The organism is Chthoniobacter flavus Ellin428 (genome assembly GCF_000173075.1).
Classification (GTDB): Bacteria; Verrucomicrobiota; Verrucomicrobiia; order Chthoniobacterales; family Chthoniobacteraceae; genus Chthoniobacter; species Chthoniobacter flavus.
The window spans coordinates 1-25216 of the sequence record NZ_ABVL01000037.1 but is presented as its reverse complement, the minus strand read 5'-3'; the positions used below and the strand labels follow the sequence as shown (position 1 = coordinate 25216).

Sequence of the window (25216 nt, the reverse complement as noted above, 5' to 3'; positions counted from 1 at the left end):
GCGCTCCGCTTAGAACGACCTCGTGGAAAACCGGACCACGAAATCGCGGCCGATCAAATCGCCTCCGATTTCTTCCCGCGCGGCCATTCGCGGAGTTGGGTCTTCGCCGCTTCGATTTTTTCCGCCGGTTGATTGCAGAGGGCCACGCCCATGAGCGTGGACAGCTGATAGGCGCGCACGATGAACTTTTTCTTCGCGAGGTCGCCTTCGAGTTCGATGCGCGTGGGCGGCTTGGAGAAGTCCCCGAGGAAATCGAAATGCAGATCGAAAATCACGCTGCTCGCGTGCGGCAGGTATTCGAACTTGATGCGCTTCTTACCCGTCATGTTGGCGCCGGCCACGTGGCCCTGCAGCACCGCCGCTTCCCAATGTTCGATGCGCCGCACGCCCCCGAGAATCTTGTCGGGATATGCCGCGATGTCGCCCACCGCATAGATCCCCTTCTCATCCGTCTCGAGATAATCATTCACCGGCGTGCCGTGCGGATAGGCCAGCGGCGTATTTTGCACCAACGCGAGGTTTGGTTCCGCGCCCAAGGCGACGATGGCCAATCCCGCGGTGAAGCGCTGCCCGCTCTTCGTCTGCACATTGCGCAAGACGGTGCGGCCTTCGAAACCGTTCAGCGTCTCGCCGATCATGAGCTTGATGCCATGACTGGTGAGATACTCGCCGAGCCACGCGCTGCCTTCCGGTCCGAGCGTGCGCAGCCAAAGCGGCGCGCGGTGCATGAGCGTCACTTGCGCCTTCGGCAATTGCGCGAGGAACGAAGCCGTCTCGAGCGCGATGAAGCCGCCGCCGGCAATCACGATCTGATGCTCGGTCTCGGCGATCTCGCGCAACGCTTGCACGTCGCGCAACGAGCGCAGGTAAAAGATATTCCCGAGATTTGCCCCGGCAATCTGCGGACGCCGCGCGCGACTACCCGTCGCGAGCAACGCCTTGCGAAACTCGACGGCCTGGCCATTGCCCAGCACCGCGAGACGTCGCTCGATATTGAATTGCGTGACGAAGGTATCGAGCCGCAGATCGATATGGTGCTTTTGGAACCACGTTCCATCATGCACGCAGATTTTTTCCGCGGTATGGTTGTTTCCGCTCTTGCCGCGCAGGAGTGAACCAAACAGGAGCGGCCGTTGATACGGCATCGCAATCTCGTTCCCCACGAGCATAATCGTCCCCTTTTTGTCGTGCTCCCGGATGCCTTCACATGCACTGATTCCCCCAGCACCGGCGCCGACGATAAGGTAGTCTCGACGAATCATTTACCACTTCAGATTACGCCACCCCCGCGGGTTCCGCGAGTAAATTCCGCTTACTGCACGTAAGCTCGCACGCGATTCTTCCAACCGTTCAGCCAGCGCTCCTCGTGCCGCTCCGGCGGGGCATTGTGCACCCGGCGGGTCAGCACCTCCTCGGCACTCCGGGCGAAGAGGGCCGCCGGACTGGCTCCCTCGCTCTCTCCCATATTGGCCAGCACCTGCAGCAGTCCCCAGCCTTCGCCTGCGTATCTTTCCGTATCTTTGGTCCCTTCGCCCTTGAAATTGACATAGTCAATGAGGGCGAATTGTCCGCGCGTGGTCGCAGCTACCCGCTCGTAGTTGGCCTTGATCTTCACTCGCTGGCTGGCCGGCGCGGCGGCCAGCATTTTCGGCAGGGCCATCTCGGTGCGCTGCACCAAAAAGCGCGCCTGCATCTGGATGGTCGAGGCGAGGAAATCGCGCAACTCGGTCATCTTCTCGCTCTTCGCCGCGGCCAGGAATTCCGCCCGCGTGCTCCACGGGCAATCGTCATCCGGCTTGATCCAGGCGGGGACTTTGACGCCGTTGGCGTTGAAGAATTTGATGAGGAGCGGGAAGCTCTCCTCGAAGGGGCCATTCACCCCTTTCGGGTACCAGATGAAATGCCCGATCCCGAGCGAGGCGAAATTTTCACCGCTATTCCAGGAGGTCAGCCCTTCGCGAGTGCCGCCGCATTCATTTTGCCAGACGCGGCGTCCGATGACATCCAGTTCCCGCGGAGTGAGTGCGGAAGCCACGCTGACGGTGACCAAAAAAACAAGAGCACAAAGCAAGCGCATGAATAGAGACATGGCAGCCTCTCCAAGTGCGCGCGTCAAGCGGCCATCGCGGTTCGGACGGCTAATTTAACGCCGCCCGCACCAGCCACAGCATTGTGGTTAAAAATACTACAAAACGCCACGTTTCAACCGATGACTTTGTCGAACCACTCTTCGCCGAGCAGGGCCAGGTAAATGCCGGTCGCCCAACAGAGCGTCGCCAACTCGCCGCGGGCCGCCCGCCAATGAAAGGCCTGCCGCACCTGCCCAGGCCAGGGCCGCAGCCGTGGCAGAAAGCGCGGCACCGCCGCACAATACTGCGCATACGCCTCTCCGAATTGTTTGCGCAGAAATTCCTCCTCCGCCGGCACGATGCCGACATACAGAAAGACAAACGCCAGCGCGGCCAGGAAATAGGCGCGCGGATCGCCGATGAGCGCAGCCATGCCAAACCCGAGGCAGATGGTGCCGGCATAGATGGGATTGCGCAGATAGGCGAAGGGACCGCCGGTGACGAGCCGCGGCGCTTCGATCTTCGCCGTGGTGGTGTGCCGGCCCGCGCATCCGCTGCCCCAGGCGCGCAGGGCGAGCCGACCAGGGCAAAGAGAATTGCCAGGCATTGAGAGACACGATGTCCGGGCGCGAAAAAGGGCTCGGGCGTGAGCCATTCGATCCCGCCCAGCGCCACCGCGAGTCCCACCATCAGTCGCCAGCCAAAGATCCTGCGCCCCAGCCCGGCAAGGAGCGAGGAACGCGACGGAGGAGAATCGGCAGACATGACAACCGGCTTTAGCAACGGAATCGTCGCCAAATCAAGCGATCGTTACTGACAGTCTGCCGGCTGACCCGAAAGTTGGAAAACCTACTCCCCGAAATGCTCGGCGAGGCATTTCGTGATCGCGTCCAGGCTCACCGGCTTGGCGAGGAAAGGGAAACCGCCGATCTCATTGCGCGTTTCCTTTTGCGAAACGATCGCCGTGAGAAAGACGATGGGCACATTCTCCAGCATCGGGTCCGAGCGGATCTGCTGCGCCACGTCGCCGCCATCGATCTTCGGCATCACGATATCGAGGAAGACGAGGTCCGGCCGAAAATCGCGTGCGGCGAGCCACGCGTTGGTCCCGTCGTTTTCCTCCCGCACGATGTAGTTGCCCGTCTTTTCCAGGGTGAGTTTGAGCAACCGCGTGAAACCAGACTCGTCATCTACAATCAGCAACCGTTTCTTGTTCATAGGGCTGGTCAGGACTGAAACATAAGGGTCACGCGAACGCCAGCCTCGTGAAGGTTGCGAATATCAATCGTCGCGCCGTGCAGGTCGACGATCGTGCGCACCACGGAGAGGCCGAGTCCGGTCCCGCGACCGGTGGGTTTGGTCGTAAAAAAAGGCTCGAAGATCTTCGCCAGCTTGTCCTCCGGGATACCATGCCCGGTGTCGTCGATCTCCGCGATGACGATGTGCTGCCCTACGCGGAACGACTCCGCGCGGCTGTCGGAAATATTCGAGCCGACGCCGGTGAGTTGCTTGGTGAAAGTGCGCACGGCGAGCAGGCCGCCATTCTCCATGGCGTGCAGGGCGTTGGTGAAAAGATTCACGAAAACCTGGCTGATCTTGCCCGCATCGAGTTTCAAGTGCGGCAGGTTTGACTGCAGGTCGAGCTCCACCTCGACGCCGTTTTTCATCTCCCCCCGGACCAGATGCAGCGCGTTTTCGATGATGCCGTTGAGGCTCTCGCGTTGCACCTCGAGTTGCTTCGGCGCGGAGAAATCCAGCAGCCCGCGGATCACCTTGTCCGCCCGAGTCAGCGCATCGCCCATTTCGTGCAGGATTTCCGGGGTGTGCTCGTCGGTGAACTTTTGCGTGGAGAGGAATTCGAGCCCCATCTTGAGGATGGCCAGCGGATTCTTCACCTCGTGGGCGACACCGGCCGCCAGGCGCCCGATCGATTTCATCTTTTCCGCCTCGATGAGTTGCAACTGCACGTCGCGCAATTCCCCGTGCGCCTGCTGCAGATTCCGCACCGCGTGCAACAACTCCTCCCGGCTCGCGGCCAGCTCTGCGTTGGCCTTTTTCAAATGTTCCTCCGCGCGCTTCTGCTCGGTGACATCGCGGCTGATGCAGACCAGGCCCACGGTGTTCCCATTGTCGTCGAGCCACGGAATTTTCGAGGTCAGACGCCAGCTATGGTTGCCCTTCGCATCGACCATGTGCTCTTCCTGATTGAGGAGCGGCTGGCGCGCTTCCGCCACTTCCATATCACCGCGGTGAAACTCGGCGGCGAGATGATCCGGGAAAAAGTCGAACACCGTCCGCCCGCGCACCTCCCGTGGATCCGAACCCCCAAGCCAGCGCACGTGGGCGATGTTATTGAGCAGATAGTGCCCCTCTACGTCCTTGAGGAAGACGAGGTCGGGCAGGTTGTCGATGACCGCGCGAAGCAGATTGCGCTCGGTCTCGAGCTGCTCCTCCATCTCCTTCATCTCCGAGATTTCCCGCGAGATACCGCAAGTGCCGATGATGCTCCCCTTGCGATCGCGCAAGGGCAGCTTGGTGGTCAGCGACCACGACTTGCGGCCATCGGCGAGATTCTCGAATTCCACTTTCCCCAGCAGCGGCTCGCCCGTCTCCATCACCCGCCGCTCGTCCTGGCGTGCTTCGCCCGCGTGCTCGTGGCCGTAGAAATCAGCGTCGGTTTTTCCGTAAGCTTCCTCAGCGGTCTTGAGGCCAAAGAGCGCGGTCAGCGCGCGATTGATGCGGATGAAACGGCTCTGCCGGTCCTTGAAATAAATGCGGTCGGGAATGTTCTCGAGCAGCGTCTGCAGGAGGTCGCGCTCGCTCGCCAATTGCGCTTCCGCGCGCGCCCGTTCCACCGCGTAGCGCAGCGCCCGCTGGAGCAAATGGCCATCGACGCGTCCCTTCACGAGATACTCCTGCGCCCCGAGTTGCACGGTCTGCAACGCCAGCTCCTCATCGTCGCTCTCGCTGAGCACGATGATCGGCACGTCGGGCGCCGCCGCGTGCGCACGGCTGAAGGTGTCCACCCCCCGGGAATCCGGCAGTTGTAAATCGAGCAACACCACGTCGACCTCCCGCTCGGCGAGGATCCGCAAAGCCTCCTCCATGCTGCCCGCTTCCGCGCTCACCCGGAACCGCGATTTCGTGCAGTCCACCATCTCGCGCAGGAGGAAAACATCGCCGGCATTGTCATCGACAATGAGCACGCGAATTTGGGCCGGGTTGGGAGGGGACTTCATGCCGTGGTATTCACCAATATATTACCCGCCTGCCGCGGGAAAGGCGAGCGCTTAACGACCCAGAACTTCGACCATCGCGTTCCGCAGCGTGGCCAGCGTGAAGGGCTTGCTCACCACGAGATCGACGCCCTGCGGTTGCTCGCCAGACCCGGCCATCAAATCGCCGAAGCCGGTCAGCAGAATGATCGGCTGCTCCGGGCGCAGCTTCTTGATCTCGATCGCGAGTTGATCGCCATTCATCTCGGGCATCGCGCGGTCGGTCATCACGAGATCGAACGTGCCTTCCTTGAATTTCTCCAGACCGACGCGCCCGTTCTCCGCGGTGGTCACGTCGTGCTGGTCCTCGGCGAGGTAGACGCTGATGACTTCGCGCACCAGCGGTTCGTCCTCCACCACCAGGATGCGCAGGGTGTTCGTGGGTGGAGCGGCCGGTTTCGGCGCCTCGGGCGGCTTGCTGCGCTTTTCCAACGGAAGCGAAACGCAAATGGACGTGCCCCGCCCTTCCTCGGTCTGAATATCGATCTCGCCCTCATGCCGTCGCACGATGCCGTAAACACTGCCCAGGCCCAGCCCCGTCCCCAAATCTTCCTTCGTGGAATAGAACGGCTCGAGGCAGCGCGCCTTCACCTCTTCACTCATCCCCAGGCCGTCGTCCTTTACGGTGATGGCGAGCCAGCGTCCCTGCGTCTCCGTCTCGATGGTGATGGTGCCACGCTTGGGAATGGCATCGATGGAGTTGAAGATGAGATTCACGACCATCTCGCGCAGCTCGGCCTCGTTGCCGGGCACCGTGGGCACATTGCCCATCTCGGTGCGGATGTCGATATTCACGCCTTCGGCCAAAGCCTGGTCCTTCCAGCGCGGCTGCGTGATCGAGATCGCCTGCAGCACCACGTCGTTGATCACCACCGGCGAGAAGACATCGCCCTCGTCGCGATAGCGGTAGAACTCGCGCAACCGGCTCACGACTTTGGCGCTGTCCTTGGCCGCAGTGTGGATGAGCTCGATGTAGTTGCGCACTTTTTTCGAGTCCTGCAGCGTCTCGGGTTTCATGAGCAGCAGCTCGCTGAAACCCAAAATCGGCGCGAGCGCGTTATTAAAGTCGTGGGCAATACCATTGGCCATCCGGCCGAGCGCGTGCATGCGTTCGCGCTGGATGATTTCGCTTTGCGTCGACTGGAGCTGGCCGAGCGCATTGGAAAGCTGCTTGTTGCTTTCGATGAGCGCTTCCTCGGCCTTCTTGCGTTCGGCAATTTCCTGCTGAAAACGCGCGTTCGTCTGGACGAGCGCTTCCGTCCGCTCGCGGACCCGCACCTCGAGACTGTCGTTGGCGCGCTTGAGCTGCATCTGCGCCCGCTTGCGCTCGATGGCATATTTCATCGAGCGGATGAGGAGGTGATTGTCGACGTGCCCCTTGACGAGGTAATCCTGCGCGCCGAGTTGCACCGTCTCGATGGCCAGGGCCACATCGCTGAGGCCGCTCAGCACGATCAGCGGAAGATCCGGCGCCGCTTCGATCACGCGCAGGAACGTTTCCAACCCATCGCTATCCGGCAGAGTCAGGTCGAGGAGGATGAGTTCAATGCCGCCATCCTTCAGGCGCTCGATCCCACTGCGCACGCTCCCGGCGGTATGCAGATCGAACTGGCCCGCGGCCGAGGTGGCGAGCAATTGCCGAAGAAACGTGATGTGTTCTTCGTTATCCTCGATCAGCAGAACATTAATTGAATCGCTATCCATGGGGCTTAGATCGCCGGAGCCGTCGTGACGACAGCTACTTGAAAATGAGGAATGGAGCAAACGGCGATCATCAACTTGGTCACATCAATCGGCTTCGCGATATAACAGTCCACACTCAGGTTGTATGCTTTTAAAATTTCTCCTTCGCTATCGTTGCCGGTCACGATCACAATGGGAATATCCGACAGATTGGGGTCGGATTTCAACTCCGATAACACCTCGTGCCCGCCCATGCGGGGCATATTGAGGTCGAGCAGAATCAGATCCGGGCGCGGGGCATCGGCAAACGCCCCGGTGCGGTGGAGAAAAGCCATGGCCTGCTCGCCATCCTTGGCCACGTGCAGTTGATTGCGGAGATGGCAATCCTCGAAGGCTTCCCGGGCAAGGTAAACATCGCCAGCATCGTCATCCACCAAAAGGATTTCCACCAGTCGACCCGGAATCGAATTCGAGGGAGATTCAGCCGCGCTCATGACAACAAAAAGCAATATCCCGACAACAGAGGTTTCATGGATGAAATCTGCGATTCTGCTCTCGTCTTAACTTTCGGCGCTGTCCAGCACTTCGCGCACCTTTTTGGCCAGGTCCGCGGGGGTGAAAGGCTTCTGGAGGAAGGCAGTCCCCAGCTCGAGGCCATGACGCTTGAGGATGTTTTCGTCGACGTAGCCGGAAGTGAAGAGCAGCTTCGTCTGCCCGCTGCGCGTTTGCTTGAACCATTCGGCCAGTTCCTTGCCACCGGCATCCGGCAGGACCACGTCTGAAAAGAGCAGGTGGACCTCGCGGCCATTGTGGTTCTCGATCGCGTCGCGCGCCTGCTTTCCGCTCCCCGCCTCCAGCACGGTATAACCGAGCCGGCGCAAGACATGCGCGGTGAGACTCCGCACGGTGATCTCGTCCTCCACATACAGCACCGTCTCGTGGCCGCCGGGCAACTGGCCCACTTCCTTGCGGATACTGGATTTCTCGCCGCTCTCGTCCACCCGCGGAAGATAGATCGAGAAGGTGGTGCCCACGCCCACCTGGCTGTCCACGGTGATGTAACCGAGGCTTTGTTTCACGATGCCATAGCATGTGGCCAGGCCGAGCCCAGTCCCTTGCCCCTTTTCCTTCGTGGTGAAGAACGGTTCGAAAATGTGCTTCTTCACGTCCGCCGTCATCCCGGTGCCGGTATCGCAGATCGTGAGCTTCACATACTCGCCCGCGGGCATCTCGTTCACCGAATAGAAATCATCGAGGAAGTAAGTGACGTCCGCCGTTTCGATGCTGATCGAGCCGCCGTTCGGCATCGCGTCGCGAGCGTTCACGCAGAGGTTCAGCAGCACTTGTTCGAGCTGGCTCGGGTCGGCTTTCAGGCGCCCGATCTCCGCCTTGAGATGGGTGTGAATCTGGATGTGCTCGCCAATCACCCGCTGCAGCATCTTCTGCATGTTCTTGACCGTGTCGTTGATGTTGAAGACGCGGAGGAAGAGCGGCTGGCGGCGGCTGAAGGCGAGCAACTGATGGGTCAGCGATGCCGCGAAATCCGCCGCCTTGCGAATCTCCGAGAGATGCTTGTACATCCACTGGCGCTCGTCGATCTGCCCGATGAGCAGGTCGCTGTAGCCGAGGATCGCGGTGAGGATGTTATTGAAATCGTGCGCGATGCCGCCGGCCAGGCGCCCGACCGCGTCCATCTTCTGCGATTGCAGCAGTTCCTCCTCGAGCCGCTTGCGCTCGGTGATGTCACGCGCGATCGAAGAAAGCCCGGTCACCCGGCCGCCTTCGCTGCGGATCGGTGAATCGGTGAGCGACATGCTGAGCCGCTTGCCATCCTTGCGCACCCGCATCGTCTCGTAATTTGCCACGCTCTCGCCGCGCTTCACCATGGTCAGCGCCTGCGGGAATTCATCGAGCCGGTCCGGCGGGATGAGGATGTCCAGTTGTTTGCCGATCACTTCCTCGGCGGCGTAGCCGTAAATCCGTTCCGCGCCGACATTCCAGCTCACGATCTTGCCGTCGAGCGTGCAGGCCACGATCGCGTCATTGGAATTTGCCACCACCGCGGCCAGCTCCGAAGTGATGCGCTCGGCCTGTTGCCGCTCGGTGATGTCGCGCATGTAAGCGGTGAACATTGGCTTGCCATCGATCACGAAACGGCTGATCGACATTTCGATCGGAAATTCCGAGCCGTCCGCGCGCATGGCCACGAGTTCCATGCGCCGCCCGGCCATCGAGCCGACCGTCGTCGCATTGTAGAGCGCGAGACCGCGGCGATGGCTTTCGCGCAACGTCTCCGGAATGATCAGCCCGGCCAGTTCCCGGCCCATCGCTTCCTCCGCACTGTAGCCGAAGGCCCGCTCCGCCGCCGGATTGAACTCGGTGATCTTTCCTTCCAGATCGAAGGTGATGATGCAATCGAGCGCCGAGCGCAGAATCGCCGCCTTGCGCATCTCGCTCCTCCGCAGCGCCTCCTCCGCGAGCTTGCGCTCCACGAGATGGCCGAGCTGGCTGGAGATCGAGCCCAGCACCTGCAGCAATTCCGAATCCGGCAAGGCGATCTTCGAACTGAAAAGCTCGAGGACATAGCGCACCTCGCCATCCACCGAGATCGGCACGGCAAATACCGACGACATCCCGCAGGCCAGCAGCAAATCGGCATTCGCGTAATGCAATTCCTCCGAAAGCTCCGCGATCCATTTCGGCTCGCCTTCCGCCCACGCTTCGCCAGCCAGCCGGTGCCCGCGATGATACACCAGATGCGGCAGCGCCATGCGCAACTCTTCCATCTCGATGTCCGTGGCATGCCACATCTCGATGGCGTGCAACGCGCCAGACGTCGCCTCGAAGAAAATCCCGGCATCCCAGCCGAGCGCCTTGCAAATGGTGCTGATGATCCGCGGTCGCGCCTCTTCCACCGTGGCCGAATCCCCCAACACCCGCGCCAGCGCATACTGCAACCGCCGCCGTTGCTCCCCCCACCACACGTCGGAAACATCCTCGACCGTGCCCTCGAGATAACGCAGCCCGCCTTTTTCATCGCGGATGGCGCGCACATTCTCGCGCACCCAGATCAGCCGGCCATCCGCGCGCACCACCTCAAATTCGAAATTCGACACCGTGTCTTCCACGCGCAAGGCATCGAGCAACGCCTGCCGCTGAGTGGAATCGACGTAAAGCTGGGCAGCGACGTCGGTCACCTTTTCGATGAGATGCTCCGGCGTGTCGTAACCGTACATCCGCGCCAGCGCGCGATTGGCCGTGAGGATCCGTCCATCGGGCGTGGTCTGGAAAATACCCTCGATCGCGTTGTCAAAGAGCGAATGGAATTCGTGTTCCGCCGCCCGCTGCGCCTTCTGCAACACGTCCAGGTCCGCGAAATTTTTCCGCACCTCGCGATGACGCCGCAACAGGCTGCCCACGCCGGCGATGAAAATGAGGAAGAGCACGCCGCACACCCCGTAGGCGAGGTTATGATACTTCTCCGCGAGTTCAATGCGCTCCTCGCTCAGTTCCGTTGCGAAATTTCGCTCATGCTGCTGCAGGCGTTGCAACGCCTTGGCCGCCTCCTGGTAACGGCTTTGCAAACCGGCCAGCGCTTCGTTCAATCGCTCAGGATCTCCGGGTTCGGTGTCGCTCGGCCGGTCCGGCCCGCGCAGGGTGGCCACCCGCTCCAGCATGGCCAGCGCAGCGGTTTGGATATTATCCACTTCCTTCAGCACCGTGGTTCGATCCGCAGCAATCGCCAGGCTGCGCACCCGCTCGGCCACGATGCCGTATTTGCCCTCGTAGGTTTTGCGAATCGCCACCACGGCATCGGGATTGCCCTTTTCCCCCGGCGGCAATGGCTGGACGCCGAGCGCGTAGATGCTGGCGAGGATCGGCCCCAGTTCGCCCGACGTCTCGGCTGCCTGCGTCCAGGCAGTCATCCGGTCCTCCACGTGAGCCCACTCGACATCCGTCTTCCACAGCCACCAAAGGCCCAGGCTCAAGACGGCAATGAAGGCCGCAACCAACCCAAAAGCGAAGGCATCGCTTCCGATGCGGCGATGAGAAGAAGATGTCGAAATGTGGATATTGGAACTCACAAGCAGCGGCGAATTGCCCGTCGCGGACGCCTAGCCCGGGGGCGACCCGGACCAGAGGGATGGGAAGCAAGGGAACTGAAGCCGACAGCGAATGCCAAAGTAGGCGGCTTTTTTTCCCCCTTCAAGTCGCATCGCAAGACTTTGTATGAGTAAAAACACGGGTGCCGCAGCCGGCGCCGCGAATCGCCATCACTGGGAGCGTCGACTTCCCAGTCGCCGGCCGAAAAACGATGCGCGCGGCGCCCATCCTGATACTCCAGCACCCGAAACTGGATATCGACCGCCGCTTCGGCCTAAAGTCGCCCGCAATGAAATCCGCCTCCGCTCTGCGCCGCCTTGAAATCCCTGGAATCGCCGTCTTCGAACCGGGCGAAGGCGACCTCCCGCGCCTGGCCGTCCGCTCCACTCTGGCCGAGGCCCACATCTACCTCCACGGTGCGCATGTCGCTCATTTTCAACCACGTGGAAAAGATTCCGTGCTTTTCATGAGCCAGCGCAGCCTCTTCGCCGCCGACAAACCGATCCGCGGCGGCGTGCCGCTCATCTTTCCGTGGTTTGGTCCGCGGGCGAATCATCCCGAATCCCCCGCCCACGGTTTCGCCCGCACTGCGGAATGGCAGATCGAATCACTCACCGAGGATGGCGATGGGGTCGTGACCGCTGCCTTTGAGCTGACCGCCGATGACCGCACCCGCGCCCTCTGGCCCTTCGATTTCAAGCTCAGCTATCGCGTCGCCATCGGCCGCACCCTCACGCTCACCTTCGAGGTCGAAAACATCGGCTCCGAGCCCTTCACCTTCGAGGACGCGCTGCACACCTACTTCACCGTCGCCGACGTCCGCCAGACCGCCACGTCCGGCCTGGAGAACGCCGAATACGTTGACAAGACCGACAAACTCCAGCGCAAGACGCAAGGCCCCGAGCCCATCCGCATCACCAGCGAAACGGATCGCGTCTTCGAAAGCACGCGCACGACCTGCATCCTCGACGACCCCGGCATGCACCGCAAAATCACCGTCGAAAAAAGCGGCTCCCAAACCACCGTCGTCTGGAATCCCTGGATCGCCAAAGCCGCCGCCCTCGCCGACTTCGGCGACGACGAATGGCCGAAGATGCTCTGCATCGAAACCTGCAACGCCGGCGCCAACGCCCTCACCCTCGCCCCCGGCAAAACGCACTCCACGCGGGCGGTGATTTCGGTGAGTTAGCTATTTCTGAGCGCGCAACGCTCCCAGAAGGGTGTCGTATTGCTCCCTTGCCCTCGCCACCGCCCGTTCGCGTTCGCGAAAGACATAGCCTCGCGCCACGAGCTTCTTCTGATACTCCGGATATCCCGGCCAAAACTGGTCACTCGGATGCCCATCCGCGTACCAAGTACAACTCTTCTTCCCCGTCGACAGCTCAATCATCTGGTCCAAAGTCCGCACCCATTGATCCAGCACCTCTTCTGGCGGCGCCTTGATCGTTGACGCCGAGGAATCCGCTCCAGAATCTCCGCCCGCCGCCCTTTGATCACCTCGAGCAATTGCATGCAATGGCGGCGAATGGCCGAAGTCGGAGACCGCCGCACCCTCCCAACGCAAACGGTGAAGCGAAAGAACCAATGGCTGAAGCGAAACCCCAAATCACCGAGCACCGAGATGGGTAAGACATCAAGCTCGTGCGCCCATTTTGGCATCAACGTGTCCTCGAAATACAAGTCCCGAGGATTACTCTTGCGAAGACGGACTTTCACTACCGCGCCTTTTTGTGTGCTAGCCATTTGTTGCAATGGACGTGCCAAACATAATCCGATGCCCATCCGCGGTCACCAACCCAAACTCCCGCATCTGCCACGGTTCGTCGCGGATCGTCTTGCAGATCTTGGTCCCAGCGGCGCGAACCGACTCGTAGAACGCATCGACATCCGCCACTTGTAGATAGGCGAAGTAGGAATGATCGCCGAGTTGTGAGGGCGGAATCGCGTCGCGGCACTCGCCGGCCATGATCGTGCAATCGCCACTCCGATAAAACAGCCAGCCAGGATCGGAAATCGAGTGAATCGTGAAGCCGAGGACGTCCCGATAGAAGGCAGAGGATTTCTGCAAATCCGGAACCGCGATGACGAAGCTGGACTTGGTAACCTCGGCCATAAGTGGCTGATGCTTACCTCTTCCTGACGCAACTTTGAAGACCAATCAGAATCGACATTCACAGGAGGTCTATAGTCACGCCTCTTCTATCGCGGAGCGATACTCGCCGGTAGCCGTGGACTTCAGTCCACGGAACCGCATCCTTCGTGGTGGTCGTCGCGGAGCGACGTTTGCTCGATAATCGGATATGGAAGATATGAAAGGCAGACGTCGCTCCGCGACGGGACCACTGCGAAGGCTTCCGTGGACTAAAGTCCACGGCTACCGGCGCAGCATCGCTCCGCGACGCATCTTATTCGCCCCTGCATAGACGGAGCGGCGCGCCATCCTACCGATCGCGCGCAAAGATTTCACCAAGATCACGGCGCGCTCGGCGAGCGCACGGTGCCTTGTCAGGCTACGAGGCTACCCGGAGCGGTCCCGCCGCCGGCACTGAGATTCAGGCGGGCAAGCAGGCCGGTAGTGGCGCTTTCGACGTTCGTGCCTTCGAGAAGGACGCGCTTCAATTGGCGCTTTCCGTCCTTCAGCGTGTAGGTGATGTCGAAGGCCGCGACGTTGTCGATCATGGCCGTAACCCACGTGGAACCGGCGATCTTCTCGCCTTGCTGGGTGAGCCACTTGGCGAGGTCTTCTTCGCTCGTGGCGGTCTGGCGCCAGTATTCGAGCGTGTCGAAGGGCAGTTCGCGGAGACGCGGGATGACGAAATTGGGCTCGAGGAAGGCAAGCAGGTTGCCAGCCTTCGGGCCTTGCTCGCGATCGAGCAGCACGCGGTAGATTGCCTTGAAGGCGACCGGTTGATCGATGGGCGTGAGGCGCGCGACTTCGAAGATCTTCGTCTGCAAGCTGTCGTCGTCCCACGGCGTCTGCGGCAGGACGTCGGCGAGGCGATGCAAGAAGGCGCGTTGCGCGGCAGTGAGTTCCTGCGCGCGGGCCGGCAGTGTTTCCTGCAGGTGCGTCTTTTCTTCTTCGCTGGCGTAATTCTCCACCCACGTCTTCGCCGAGGCGATGCGCTGGTCGAGATGGCGCTGCTCGATCTCGGTGAGCGGCCCACCCTTGCGCTTGGTGATCTGCTCGATCACATCGAGGTGCGGCATCTGCACGAGCGCGGACACGACCTGGAAGTTCGCGTTGTAGTAATCGCCCTCGGGCTTCAGCTCGGAAAGCCGATAGACACACGCTTCGTCCGGCGTCGCGTTCTTCTCATGCACGCTGCGCGTGAGGAATCGGTCGAACTCATTGTAGAGCTTCACGATCCCCTCTTCCTTCACGTCGAAATTCACCGGCGAGAGCGGCTTCGTGCGGATCATGAGAAAGCGCAGCACTTCCGGCGGCAGCAGGTCGGCGATATTGCGCGCCGCGGCGCCGATGCCCTTCGAACTGCTCATCTTCGCGCCGCCGACGAGGAAGAATTCGTAGGGCACATTGAGCGGCGGTTCCTTGCCGAAGATCGCCTTCAAGCACGCCGCGCTCACATCGCGCGAACCACCCTTGGTCGAGTGATCCTTGCCCGCGCCTTCAATGGTCACCGGGAAGGTCAACCACTTCGCCACCCACTCCAGCTTCCACGGCAGCTTGCCCTTGCCATCGAAGGGCGAGACGCGCCCCTCATGGCCGCAGCCGCGCGCCCACTTCACCATGTCCGGCCGGCAGCGATAGCTCACCTCGCGGCCATCATATGCGAAGACCTCGGTGGTGCCGATCCGTCCACAATTCTCGCACACCGCCTGGAACGGATACCACGTTTCGGGCCGGTCCGAATTGCTCACTTCCTTGTAAACCCGGCGCACCGTGGCGGCGTTTTGCAAAATCGTATCGATCGCCTGATTGAAATGGCCCGACTGGTAGACATCGCGCATGCGATACTTTTCCACCTTCACCCCGAGTTCCTCGAAGATCTCGAAGAACTCCTGGATGTAATGCTCCGCCATGTCGGTGGCCGGCGAATTGTCCGGCGGCGGCACGTTGCACAGCGGCTGGCCGAGATACTTCTCGAAATGCTCGCCCTTGCCCGCAGGGATTTCGTCGAGCGGATCGTAGTCGTCCACGCCGAAGAGATACTTCACCTCGATCCCCTTCTCGCGCAGCGTGCGGAAGATGGCGTCGTGAATGAGCACGCCGCGGAGCGCGCCTACGTGGACGCGCCCGGAGGGTGTCTTCGAGTCATTGATGATTTGCGGGCCGCTGCACTTGGCGGCCACATCTTCGGTCCAAAACATTTTCGTGATTGGTCAGTTTGCTGCGTGAAAAATGGGGGGCGCAAACTCTCCACGAATCGCGCGCCGCATCAACTCCTAATATAAATCCGTGGGCGACGCCCGCTACTTCCGAGCATCACCACACGTCTTTTATGCGATGCCCGGCGTGGATGGCGCTCCTGGGAACGGCGACTTCCCAGTCGCAGACCGAAAATCGGTGCGCGCAGCGCCACTCTTTTGGCACCGCTACGCGGCGCAGGGTCTTTTCTGGAAAGTCGCCCCTCCCAAGCGCAGACTACTTCGCGCCGTCCGGTTCGGTCGTCTTGACCGAGGTATTCGGGTCCGAGGTCTGCCGCGGCACGGTCCACATTTTCTGGTTGTCCATCTGCTGCAGCACCACCTGGTCCTGGCTCATGTCGATGACCTTGTAGTTTTTGCCGCCTTCGGTCGGAAACGTGAACACATCGCCGCGGTGCACCTTCAGGCTCGATTTGCCGTCGTTGGTGGTGAGCACGGCATTCGAGGCCGAAGTCTTCGCCGGCATGTTGTTCATGAGGATGTATTTCTCCTTCGTGGTCGAATCCTCCAGGGTGACCTGCGAGAGGTCCACGGGCTCGCCATTCTTGTCGATTTCGTGCCGCGCCTCGATCTTCACCACCTTCAGCGGAAGCCCGTGCACCGTGTCACCGGTTCTTACCGTTTCCAGTTTGACGTCTCCGTCGCTGCGTTTCAGCTTCGCCTTCTCGCCGTCAATCGCCTCGAGCATGACCGGCAATCGTGCCTCGTTGTACTCCTTGAGCTTCAGAAAACGACCCGGGTCCGTGTACGGCGGATGCGAATTCGGATCGAGTGGATTGGTATTGGCGAGGAACTCCTCGCGATTCGTGAAGCCATCGCCATCCGGATCCGCGTCGAGCATCTTCGGGTCGTTGAGATCGAGGCCGTACTTCTTGAACCACGCCTCGTAGGCGTCCTTGTCGCTCGCCGTCACTGCGGCAGTCGCTACGACCGGAGCACCTGCGTCACCCGGTTTCGGCGCACCGGCTTCGTCCTGTTTCGGCGCGGGCGCCGCCTGCTCCTGTGCCGGCAGCTTGCTCTCGGCTTCCTGCGCTACTTCGTTCGCCGGTGCTGCCGCTTCCTTTTTGCCACAACCCGAGACGAGCGAAAGGCACACACCCGCAAGAGCCAACGAACGAAGGGGAATTTTCATAAGCTGGAAACTGTAAGCAGCACCGTCGAATCCCGCAAACCTCTTGTCAGGTAAACCACGGTCTCCCCGATACGGAAAAGCAACGGCGCGAGGGGAAAGGAACTCGGGCGCGACAACGATCCCAAGTATCGACTTCCGACAACGGTTCAGGGAAGACCGGGCGGATTTTGCCGCCGCAGCCCAGCGTACGCATGTATTTCCAGTACGTATTAATGCAAGTAGCGCCAAACGCTACCAATGAATTTCTCAAAAAGAAAACCGCTCCACTCGTGCTTGTGACTCTCACGAATAGAGCGGAATTCCGACGAAATCTGGATTGGGAGATTCCGCCTACCCAACGTTTTACGTATCCGCTCTTGCGGGTCAATAGCAAAGCAATAGACTTTTGTCACGGATTATGTAGTGTTTTCCTCCACAATAGCAAAACACACAATAGTACGCGTTCTTACTCCTGCGAACAGGCTCGGACAACGCCTTTTCTGCCCTGCAACACCACCATCTCCAGCTATTCCTCGTGCGGAAAGGCGAGCCTTGGCAGCAGGAATTCACATGCCCTCGCGGCGCCGTGCTTTACGCCGCTTCCCTCGTCGAGGAGCGCGCCTTGGTGACGTTGTTCAACGAATTCGGCGTGGTCATCCAGAAGCGCATCATCATTCCCAATCCAGTAACTGTTCCCGGCGAGAATCGAACTCGCATCTAGCGTTTAGGAAACGCTGGCTCTATCCATTGAGCTACGGGAACGCGCGCGGGAATTTCCTGCTTTTGGCCCCATCCGGCAAGGCGGAAACGGCGCGGCGGCGAGTTTCTCCGCACTATTCGGTCGCCTCTTCCTAATCAATGCCCTTCGGTAAACCGCAAGTTTGAGTCCACGTCTGCCCCCACGCGCCACGGCAACCATCCGCCGCTCGACTTCCGAATCATCCGATGAGTCATTCACCCACTGCGTTATGATTGCTCCCAAATTCGCGCTTTCTGCCGGAGCAGGAGCCATCGTGTACCTGGTCCTCGCGGTGGCCGCCGAAGGTGGCTGGGCCGCATATGTCTCGCATCCACCGCTCGTCGCGCTAGCCGTTGCCTTTCTCGCGTTGACCGCGGGTTCTTTCTTCACCAACGCGAACTTGAGTTCGGGCGAACGCGAAGATCGCGGCAACCGCTGGGTGCTCACTGCATTTGGGATCATCGGCCTCATCTCCGCCTTCGTTCCTGCCTACACCGATCGCCAGGATTTCTGGACCTTCGGCGGGGAAACCGTCCGTTGGATCGGCGTGGCGGTCTTCGTCGCGGGCGGCATTCTCCGCCTCTGGCCCGTCTTTGTCCTCGGCCGCCGCTTCAGCGGGCTGGTCGCGATTCAACCCGGACACAAGCTGGTCACCACAGGTATCTATAGCATCATCCGTCACCCGAGTTATCTGGGCTTGCTGATTAATCCGCTCGGATGGGCGATCGCCTTTCGTTCCACCATAGGCATCATCCTCACCGTCCTCCTGCTCATCCCCACCATCGGTCGCATTCGTTCCGAGGAAGCCCTTCTCCTCTCGCAATTCGGCAGCGAATACGAAGCCTATCGCGCCCGTACCTCGCGGCTCATTCCGGGGATTTATTAATTCGGGGATCGCCAGGGAGGCTGCTGGTTTCCACCACGGAATCCACTCTCGATCGAGAGACCGGAAATCAGAAGCCAGCGCCCCTTTCGTAAGACTGCGTAAATGATCGCATCGGGTTTCAAATTTGGGACATCGACAACCATCAGCAAAGAGCTTCAATCAATGGCTTGACGCCCCTTTTTGAGAGGTCGACACTTCTCGTCGCAGCCTCGGGTGAGGCTTCACTTCGATGAATCCATCGCAGCTCTCCAGCGACGACTCCGTCAGCGGTAACCAACCTCAACTCATCAAGACTATGCGATCTGATTGCGTTCCAGAACTCGACCAAGCCCCCTCAGCGCCCCTCATGAATCGGCGCGCATCGATCCTCGCAGGACTCGCGGGAGTTTCTGCCTTCACCACCCTCGCCTCCACCGCCTCCGGGGCCGAGGAAAAAGCGGAAAACCCGGAGCGCGAAAAAGTGCACGCATTGCTCAAAGCGCACGATGAAGCCATGAAAAATCAGGACGTCGCGGCGATCCTGGCGTTGATGGCCGAAAAATCCGCCGTGATGGGCACCGGCCCCGGGGAAATTTGGTCGGGCCACGAGGAGATCAAGACCGCTTACGAACATTTCTTTCAAGGGTTCGACAAAGGCGAGCAAGGTTTCGAATACCAATTCAAGATCGGGGACCTGGCCGCCGACATGGGCTGGCTCATGGCCTCGGGTAACATCAAGGGCAAGAAAGACGGCAAGGAATTCGAGTTCCCGATCAATCTCTCGCTCACCGTCACGAAAGCGACTGGCAAATGGCTCATTGCCTCACTGCACTTCTCCACCTTCACGAGTGCGGACAAAAAATAACCCTCTTCGATTTATGAATCGCGATCCTATCGAATCGACGGAGCAGGTCGCATTGGACCGGCGGCTGTTTTTGCAGAGCCTGGGCAAATGGTCTGGCGCGGCCATTGCCGCAGTCGTGGCCACGGGTTGGCTTGCCAGTGGACCGTCGGCGCAGGCCGGTTCCTGGGTGAACCGGCGTGGCGGCGGAGGCGGCTGGGTCAACCGCGGTGGTGGTGGCGGAGGCTGGGTCAATCGTTATGGCGGCGGCGGAGGCGGCTGGGTTAACCGCGTCAGGGGCGGCGGCGCCTGGGTCAATCGCTTCTAGCCGGCACTCATCCATCCTATGTCCGAGGAACCGAACGCGCCTCTCGTGTTCGTGGCGGCGGCGTCCGCGGAGACGCCGCCCCCGCGGGTCCTTTGTCGCGGTCGTGCGCACGCGGGAGGATTTCACTCGCTGGCTGGGGAAGCCTCCACCCGGTCTCGAGTGGCTGGAGGTCGAGGGATTGCTCGGCGATCCAGACGCCTGGGCCGTTGCCGCGCAGGGCGCCTCGGCGATCCCGCTGGATGTGGTGATGTCGAACCCGGCGACGGAGTTTTCCGATCTGTATCGACTCGTCGATGTCCACATGGTGCGAGACGTGCGGGTCACGATGCCGGCCACGCCGGGCTTCATGAAAGCACTCCGCCTGGCAGCCGCCCTGCAACTGCCCGTGCGCCTGTTGCCCGGCCAACCTTCCGCCGAAAGTCTCTCCGAATTGCACGCCGCAGCGGATTTCTATCTGCACGATTCCGTCGTCGAAGCGCCGGTCGAATTCTTCCATTCGTTTCTCGCCGCTGCGCAGGGAGTCATATCTCCTACCCTCTGGGAAATCCTCGAGCAAGATCCCGCGATCTTCGTCCGGCTCGATATCGATGCGCGTGTCCGCCGGTCCAGCGATTTCGTCACGACACACCTTCGCCAGCTCGTCGGGCAAAACGCCGAGTGTGCCACCTGCCATTGGCAGGCCCAATGCGCGGGATACTTCAAGCAGCCCGATCCCACTTATTCCTGCCACGGGGTGAAAGAACTCTTCGCCTATCTCCAAACCGCCGCCGAGGAAATCGCGCACGACCTTGTCTCCGGCGTGCCCGTGACATCATGAACGGCCGCATCTTCAGCGTCATCCTGCTCCCCACGGCGGAGTGCAACGTCGCGTGCGACTATTGCTTCGAGCACAAGGAACCGCATCGCCTTTCCAGCGCGCTGCTGCCGCTGCTCACCCGCCGCCTGCTCGACCATCTCGAGCATGAAGGCATTGAGGAATGCGAGATCTACTGGCAGGGCGGCGAAGCGATGATCATGGGGCCGGCGTGGTTCGCCGAGGCTGGTCGGATCATGGACACTGCGGCAGCGGCACGAGGGCGGCGCTTCCGGCATTTCCTGCAGACCAATCTCATCGGCTATTCGTCCGCGTGGAATGAGGTCCTGCACGGCATGTTCGGCGGCGAGTTGGGGACCTCGATGGATTTTCCCAATACCCACCGCAAGCTCCTCAATGGAGACGCCGCTGGTTACACCAAGACCTGGACACGGCGGCTGCACGAAGCGCGCGACGCTGGCATCGAAATCGGGGTCATCGCCGTGCTCCACCAGGGCAGCCTCGATGTCGGCCCCGAGGCCTTTTACCGTTACTTCACCGAGGAACTGGGGCTGAAGAATTTCCAGGTGAATACGCCCTTCCCCGGCGGCCCGGCCAATCACGACGGCATTCATCTCGACGATGGCGAACTCGGCCGCTTTCTCGCCGGCCTGCTCGATGTGTGGATGGAGCGGGGCCAGGGCTCCGGCGTGAGCCTCGGGCCTTTCGATGCCTTGATTCAGCACTTCACCGGCGCTCCTGCGCGCCTGCCCTGTATCTGGAAGGAAAATTGTTCCAATCAATTCATCTCCGTCGACGCGAAGGGCACCGTCGCACAATGCGATTGCTGGGTCACGAGTTACCCGGAGGCCTTTTTCGGCAACATCTTCCGCGAACCCGATCTCACGCAGATGCTCCGCACCAGTCCGGCGCGGCGTCAGTTCGTCGAACGGCCGAAGCATCTCGTGGAGCACGAGGACTGTCTCGCCTGCCGCTGGCTCTCCATCTGCCACGGCGGTTGCCCCGTGCGGACCTACAGTGCGCTCGGGACGATGCTCGCGAAGGACCCGTATTGCGAAGTGTACAAGGCCGTCTTCGCTCGCGCCGAGCACCACGCTCGCGCGCTCCTGCGAGATCGGATTCGGCTTTCCCGCCAGGCGACGCCCGCGGCTTCCTCGACGACCATCCGGGCGCCGAAGGTTGCGGCGGCGACCTCGTGAGCCTGTCGCTGTCGCGGCGGTCTACAGCCGACGGTGGATAGGAGGAATGGGAAATATGGGAAGAATAGGACGACCCCATCCCCACCAGCGGAAATCGCCGCCAGGCTCGCGGCGAAATGCCCCGGCTGCCTTCTCCCCGCTAATTTCCTTCCCCATGGCGGGTTGAATCAATCACCCTGACCATCCCTCCAACCCCCAAAACTCCATCCATGAAACGTCTCCTCCCTGCCCTGTTCCTCTCCGTCACCGCGGCGCTCTCCCTGGCCGCCGTGCCCTCCGGCTACTTCTCGCGCTCCATCTTTTCCGATGACTTCTCCGGCAACGGCTTCGGCCCACGCTGGGGGCACTACAAGAGCGGCAGCGTGGTGAAGGATGGGGTGCTCGTGGGCATCACGCCCGAGGGCTCCGATCACAATGCCGTCGACAGCGTGAAATTCGACCCGGAGAAGGACCTCGAGGTGTCGGTGAAATTCCGTTTCGTCAGCGACCAGGCCAAGGGCTTCAACGTGTGGTTCGACGACAAGGATTACAAGGGCTCGCACGCCGGCCACATCTGCAGTGTCAACGTCAGCCCGACCAGCGTCGCGGTCGGCGACGGCAAGACCGGAAATTTCCGCAACGACATTTACGAAAAGAAAAAAGCCGTGCCGCCCACCATCACGCCTGAGGACAAGGCGATGCTGGCCACCAAGAACAAGAACTTCCCGGTGAAGATCTCGCTGCAGGATTGGCACACGCTGGTCGCGGAGACCAAGGACGATGAACTCACGGTGCTCATCGATGGCAAGGAAGTCGGCTCCTTCAAGATGGAAGGCGCGGCTCACGACCACAAGACGCTGGTCAGCCTCACGACCAACAAGGTGGACGTGAACTACGACGACTTCAGCATCAAGGGACCGGCGAAGTGATCAATAGTAAGCACTAAGCACTGAGTAATCAGTAATCAGTTTTCGAAAGTTTTTATACCTCTCATGAACAAATCACTCGGCTTCGCCGCTATCATCCTCGGGCTCGTGACCTCCGCACGGGCCGAACTCAAGCTCCCCGCGATCATCAGCGACCACATGGTGCTGCAGCAAAAGCAGACCAATCCAATTTGGGGTTGGGACACTCCAGGCACGAAGGTCACCGTGACCTTTGCCGGCCAGACCAAGTCCGGCGAGGCGGGCGCGGATGGCAAGTGGACGGTGAAACTCGACCCGGTGCCGGCTAATGCGACGCCACAGGTCATCTCCATCTCGGGCACGAACAAGAAAGACATTCAAGACGTGCTCGTCGGTGAAGTGTGGATGTGCTCGGGCCAGTCGAACATGGGCTTCACCATCAGCCGCGAACGCAACGGCGACCTCGAAACCGCCGCCGGCAAGAGCAACACGCTGCGCCTCATCAAGGTGCCGCTGATCGGCTCGCAGGAATTGAAGACCGACTTCACCGGCGCGTGGAAGTATTCCGACGCGGACTCCATTCCGTCCTTCACCGCCGTCGGGTTCATGTTCGGCCGCTATCTGCACGATATCCTCGGCATTCCGGTCGGTCTCATCGATAACGCCTGGGGCGGTTCCGCCGCCGAAGCGTGGGTTCGCCGCGAATCGCTCGAGAAAGATCCGCGCTTTGCCCTGCTGATGGAAAATACCCGCCAGCACGAAGCGCTGCTGCAGACGGAAAAGGCCAAGACCGATTACGCAGCGGCGATGGAGAAGTGGAAGAAGGACGTGGAAACCGCCAAGGCCGCGCACAAGACGCCGCCGCGCGCCCCACAATCGCCGGAAGCCTGGCTCACCGGGCAATGCCCGGCCCCGGCAATATCTTCGACGGCGTGGTCTATCCCACGCTCGGCTACGGCATGAAAGGCGTGATCTGGTATCAAGGAGAGACCAACGCCGGGCGCGCCTATGAATACGCGCAACTCTTCCCCTTCATGATCGAGCAGTGGCGCAAGGAATGGAAAGAGGGCGACTTCCCCTTCTACTGGGTGCAACTCGCCGATTACATGGCGGAAAAGCCGGAGCCTGGCGAAAGCGCCTGGGCCGAGCTGCGTGAGTCGCAGACCAAGACGATGAAACTGCCGAACACCGGCCAGGCGGTGATCGACGACCTCGGCGAAGGCCGCGACATTCATCCGCGCAACAAGCACGACGTGGCCGCGCGCCTCGTGCGCTGGGCGCTGGTCAAGGACTACGGAATGAAAATTCCCTACCGCAGTCCGGAATTCAAGAGCGTCGACTTCAAGGATAACAAGGCCGACCTCACCTTCGATACCTTCGACACGAATCTTTACACGTTCGACGTGGATGAAGCGCGTGGCTTCGCCGTTTGCGGCGAGGACAAGGTGTGGCACTGGGCCAAGGGCAAGGTGACCGGCCACAACACGATCGAAGTCTCCAGCGATCAAGTCGCGAAGCCGATCGCCGTGCGTTATGCCTGGGCCGACAACCCGGTGTGCAATGTCTACGGAGACGATGGCCTGCCGCTCACGCCCTTCCGCACCGATGACTTCCCGATGATCACCAAGCCCGCCCAGCCAGCGGCGACCACGAAGAAGTAATCACCGCCCGCCGTAGGGCTGACACTTCAAGCCCGCGATTGACTCGAAGCACGGAACAGGCCCCTGCGCCTGTCGTGTTAGGTTGATCGCGGGCTTTGTGTTCTACTCAGCTCGATCATCCGCCTGCTCGGACGAAGCATGGCGATGGCTGTGCCGGCGACGGCGGCGCCGCGTGGGCTGCTTCGGCACGAGCTGCCGGTAAATGAGATAACTCAGCACGCCCGCGGCAACCATTCCGCCGCCCCCAACGAGGAGTTTTTTGTGATTCTCCTCCACGGTAACGTGCATCTCCTCCACATAGTGCTGCTTCCAATCGGCGCCATAATGTTGCCGAAAAGCGATCTCCGCCCACGCGCGATCGAAAACCTGCCGCCCGATAAACCAATAGAACATCCCCAGCACCACCAGGACGATGAGGATTTCGAAAAACAATTGCCTGGTGACGATCAGGAATCGGGCCTGCGGCATGGTGCGTGTTTAGATGGTTCGCCCTCGAAAGCAAGCCACGCCTCGGCCACAATTCGTGTCCATTAACCCGCGAATCACGCGAATGACCCGAATGAAGAAATGACCACGGATTGCGCAGCGCGGCAGAGCCGCAACCAAAGAGATTTTAAACGGTAGAGTAGGAGGGGGGTGACGGAATGAGAGCCGTAATGGCCATGACCGTCGACCGCCCCTCCCCTCGTCAAACCGGACGTGCAGATTTCCCGCATCCGGCTTTCGCAGAACGTTCTTGGACGAGGCATTCACAAGTAGATCAGGCCAAGTTGCTGGAGATGAGCGTGGATCGAAGTACCTTTCGGTGGTCGCCACCCTCGTTGACTGCGGCGACGCAGATGACGCGCCAGCCGCCGACTGACTTGAGCGTTGATTTCCCGGAACGCCTTGCGGCTGTAACCGGCTCCGAAGTAGTTGGCCCAGCCGCGCAGATGACGGTTGAGTTCGGCGATCAGTTCGGGCAGCGCTTGGCAGCCACGCCGACGGTTGATCAACCCACGGAGCTTCTCGCGCTCACGCGCCAGCGCTTTGGCCGAAGGCTGCATGTTCCAGTAGCGTATTTTCCGCCCACCCAGGTCGCGGTCCAACCGGAAGCTGTAACCGAGGAACTCCAGCTCCGCAGAGGGCTCTCGCACCTCCACCACGCGGGTTTTCTCCCGGTTGATTTTCAGCCCCAGCCAGTCCTCGATTTTCGCCCGCACGAACTCTTCCAGTTTCGTCCTCACTTGCCGCGCCATAATGACGGAAGTCATCCGC

The 25216-nt window shown here is 60.8% G+C and carries 24 protein-coding genes and 1 tRNA gene; 10 read left to right on the top strand and 15 right to left on the bottom strand.

Going from position 1 to position 25216, the window contains the following annotated elements:
• Positions 1–53 precede the first annotated feature (53 nt).
• The 8 genes from CFE428DRAFT_RS30325 to CFE428DRAFT_RS34765 form a co-directional block, all read right to left on the bottom strand.
• Positions 54–1262: an NAD(P)/FAD-dependent oxidoreductase gene (locus tag CFE428DRAFT_RS30325; RefSeq protein ID WP_006983553.1), complete on the bottom strand. Its 1209-nt coding sequence runs from the start codon at positions 1260–1262 to the stop codon at positions 54–56.
• Positions 1263–1312: 50 nt separating this feature from the next.
• Entirely contained in the window at positions 1313–2089 is a 777-nt protein-coding gene (locus CFE428DRAFT_RS30320) for a hypothetical protein (RefSeq protein ID WP_202797530.1), read from the bottom strand.
• Between the two features lie 113 nt (positions 2090–2202).
• Positions 2203–2676, bottom strand: a complete 474-nt coding sequence (locus CFE428DRAFT_RS34770; RefSeq protein WP_006983551.1) for a methyltransferase family protein — start codon at positions 2674–2676, stop codon at positions 2203–2205.
• A gap of 242 nt (positions 2677–2918) precedes the next feature.
• On the bottom strand, positions 2919–3287 hold the full coding sequence (locus CFE428DRAFT_RS30310; RefSeq protein WP_006983550.1) for a response regulator: 369 nt from the start codon (positions 3285–3287) through the stop codon (positions 2919–2921).
• A gap of 8 nt (positions 3288–3295) precedes the next feature.
• Positions 3296–5308: a PAS domain-containing protein gene (locus CFE428DRAFT_RS30305; RefSeq protein WP_006983549.1), complete on the bottom strand. Its 2013-nt coding sequence runs from the start codon at positions 5306–5308 to the stop codon at positions 3296–3298.
• Positions 5309–5359: 51 nt separating this feature from the next.
• Positions 5360–7048 (bottom strand): hybrid sensor histidine kinase/response regulator, encoded by a 1689-nt coding sequence (locus tag CFE428DRAFT_RS30300; RefSeq protein WP_006983548.1) that lies wholly within the window; start codon positions 7046–7048, stop codon positions 5360–5362.
• A 5-nt stretch (positions 7049–7053) separates the two neighbouring features.
• Entirely contained in the window at positions 7054–7521 is a 468-nt protein-coding gene (locus CFE428DRAFT_RS30295) for a response regulator (RefSeq protein WP_006983547.1), read from the bottom strand.
• A gap of 66 nt (positions 7522–7587) precedes the next feature.
• A complete protein-coding gene (locus CFE428DRAFT_RS34765) occupies positions 7588–11112 on the bottom strand; it encodes a PAS domain S-box protein (RefSeq protein WP_006983546.1) in 3525 nt (1174 codons plus the stop codon).
• 308 nt (positions 11113–11420) lie between these two features.
• Here CFE428DRAFT_RS34765 and CFE428DRAFT_RS30285 point away from each other — a divergent pair, with 308 nt between their 5' ends.
• On the top strand, positions 11421–12320 hold the full coding sequence (locus CFE428DRAFT_RS30285) for a D-hexose-6-phosphate mutarotase (RefSeq protein WP_042726134.1): 900 nt from the start codon (positions 11421–11423) through the stop codon (positions 12318–12320).
• Here the strand turns inward: CFE428DRAFT_RS30285 and CFE428DRAFT_RS30280 are convergent, their stop codons facing one another.
• The 4 genes from CFE428DRAFT_RS30280 to CFE428DRAFT_RS30265 all read right to left on the bottom strand — a co-directional run bounded on the left by CFE428DRAFT_RS30280 (position 12321) and on the right by CFE428DRAFT_RS30265 (position 16649).
• Positions 12321–12521: a hypothetical protein gene (locus CFE428DRAFT_RS30280; RefSeq protein ID WP_006983544.1), complete on the bottom strand. Its 201-nt coding sequence runs from the start codon at positions 12519–12521 to the stop codon at positions 12321–12323.
• 345 nt (positions 12522–12866) lie between these two features.
• Positions 12867–13244: a VOC family protein gene (locus tag CFE428DRAFT_RS30275; RefSeq protein WP_006983543.1), complete on the bottom strand. Its 378-nt coding sequence runs from the start codon at positions 13242–13244 to the stop codon at positions 12867–12869.
• Positions 13245–13636: 392 nt separating this feature from the next.
• On the bottom strand, positions 13637–15460 hold the full coding sequence (gene lysS, locus CFE428DRAFT_RS30270; RefSeq protein ID WP_006983542.1) for a lysine--tRNA ligase: 1824 nt from the start codon (positions 15458–15460) through the stop codon (positions 13637–13639).
• Positions 15461–15734: 274 nt separating this feature from the next.
• Positions 15735–16649, bottom strand: a complete 915-nt coding sequence (locus CFE428DRAFT_RS30265; protein ID WP_006983541.1) for an Amuc_1099 family pilus-like system protein — start codon at positions 16647–16649, stop codon at positions 15735–15737.
• 565 nt (positions 16650–17214) lie between these two features.
• Here CFE428DRAFT_RS30265 and CFE428DRAFT_RS40680 point away from each other — a divergent pair.
• Positions 17215–17349, top strand: coding sequence for a hypothetical protein (locus CFE428DRAFT_RS40680; protein WP_272941148.1), 135 nt, complete (start codon positions 17215–17217; stop codon positions 17347–17349).
• Here CFE428DRAFT_RS40680 and CFE428DRAFT_RS30260 read toward each other — a convergent pair.
• Positions 17319–17390, bottom strand: a tRNA-Arg gene (locus CFE428DRAFT_RS30260). The two genes, CFE428DRAFT_RS40680 and CFE428DRAFT_RS30260, sit on opposite strands and share 31 nt — an antisense overlap.
• Before the next feature lie 206 nt (positions 17391–17596).
• Here CFE428DRAFT_RS30260 and CFE428DRAFT_RS30255 point away from each other — a divergent pair.
• The 8 genes from CFE428DRAFT_RS30255 (at position 17597) to CFE428DRAFT_RS39345 (ending at position 23959) form a co-directional block, all read left to right on the top strand.
• Complete coding sequence (locus CFE428DRAFT_RS30255; protein WP_006983539.1) at positions 17597–18253, top strand: methyltransferase family protein; 657 nt, start codon at positions 17597–17599, stop codon at positions 18251–18253.
• Between the two features lie 346 nt (positions 18254–18599).
• On the top strand, positions 18600–19097 hold the full coding sequence (locus CFE428DRAFT_RS30250) for a nuclear transport factor 2 family protein (RefSeq protein WP_042726123.1): 498 nt from the start codon (positions 18600–18602) through the stop codon (positions 19095–19097).
• A 13-nt stretch (positions 19098–19110) separates the two neighbouring features.
• Positions 19111–19401: a hypothetical protein gene (locus tag CFE428DRAFT_RS30245; RefSeq protein WP_006983537.1), complete on the top strand. Its 291-nt coding sequence runs from the start codon at positions 19111–19113 to the stop codon at positions 19399–19401.
• Positions 19402–19504: 103 nt separating this feature from the next.
• Positions 19505–20218, top strand: coding sequence for a hypothetical protein (locus tag CFE428DRAFT_RS30240; protein ID WP_006983536.1), 714 nt, complete (start codon positions 19505–19507; stop codon positions 20216–20218).
• Positions 20215–21414 carry a radical SAM protein gene (locus CFE428DRAFT_RS30235; RefSeq protein ID WP_006983535.1) on the top strand — a complete coding sequence of 400 codons (1200 nt, stop codon included), beginning with the start codon at positions 20215–20217 and terminating at the stop codon, positions 21412–21414. The genes CFE428DRAFT_RS30240 and CFE428DRAFT_RS30235 overlap by 4 nt, the downstream gene beginning before the upstream one ends.
• A 209-nt stretch (positions 21415–21623) precedes the next feature.
• Complete coding sequence (locus tag CFE428DRAFT_RS30230) at positions 21624–22322, top strand: hypothetical protein (RefSeq protein ID WP_006983534.1); 699 nt, start codon at positions 21624–21626, stop codon at positions 22320–22322.
• A gap of 63 nt (positions 22323–22385) precedes the next feature.
• Positions 22386–23261 carry an Ig-like domain-containing protein gene (locus CFE428DRAFT_RS39350; RefSeq protein ID WP_006983533.1) on the top strand — a complete coding sequence of 292 codons (876 nt, stop codon included), beginning with the start codon at positions 22386–22388 and terminating at the stop codon, positions 23259–23261.
• The gene (locus tag CFE428DRAFT_RS39345; RefSeq protein WP_006983532.1) at positions 23201–23959 is read left to right on the top strand and encodes a protein of unknown function DUF303 acetylesterase putative; all 759 of its coding nucleotides are present in this window, start codon (positions 23201–23203) and stop codon (positions 23957–23959) included. Before CFE428DRAFT_RS39350 ends, CFE428DRAFT_RS39345 begins: the two co-directional genes overlap by 61 nt.
• Positions 23960–24061: 102 nt before the next feature.
• Here CFE428DRAFT_RS39345 and CFE428DRAFT_RS30220 read toward each other — a convergent pair whose 3' ends face one another.
• Both CFE428DRAFT_RS30220 and CFE428DRAFT_RS30215 read right to left on the bottom strand, forming a co-directional pair.
• Positions 24062–24427 carry a hypothetical protein gene (locus CFE428DRAFT_RS30220; RefSeq protein WP_006983531.1) on the bottom strand — a complete coding sequence of 122 codons (366 nt, stop codon included), beginning with the start codon at positions 24425–24427 and terminating at the stop codon, positions 24062–24064.
• Between the two features lie 281 nt (positions 24428–24708).
• Positions 24709–25216, bottom strand: a 508-nt coding sequence (locus CFE428DRAFT_RS30215; protein WP_042726122.1) for a group II intron maturase-specific domain-containing protein, incomplete at its 5' end; no start/stop codon positions are given.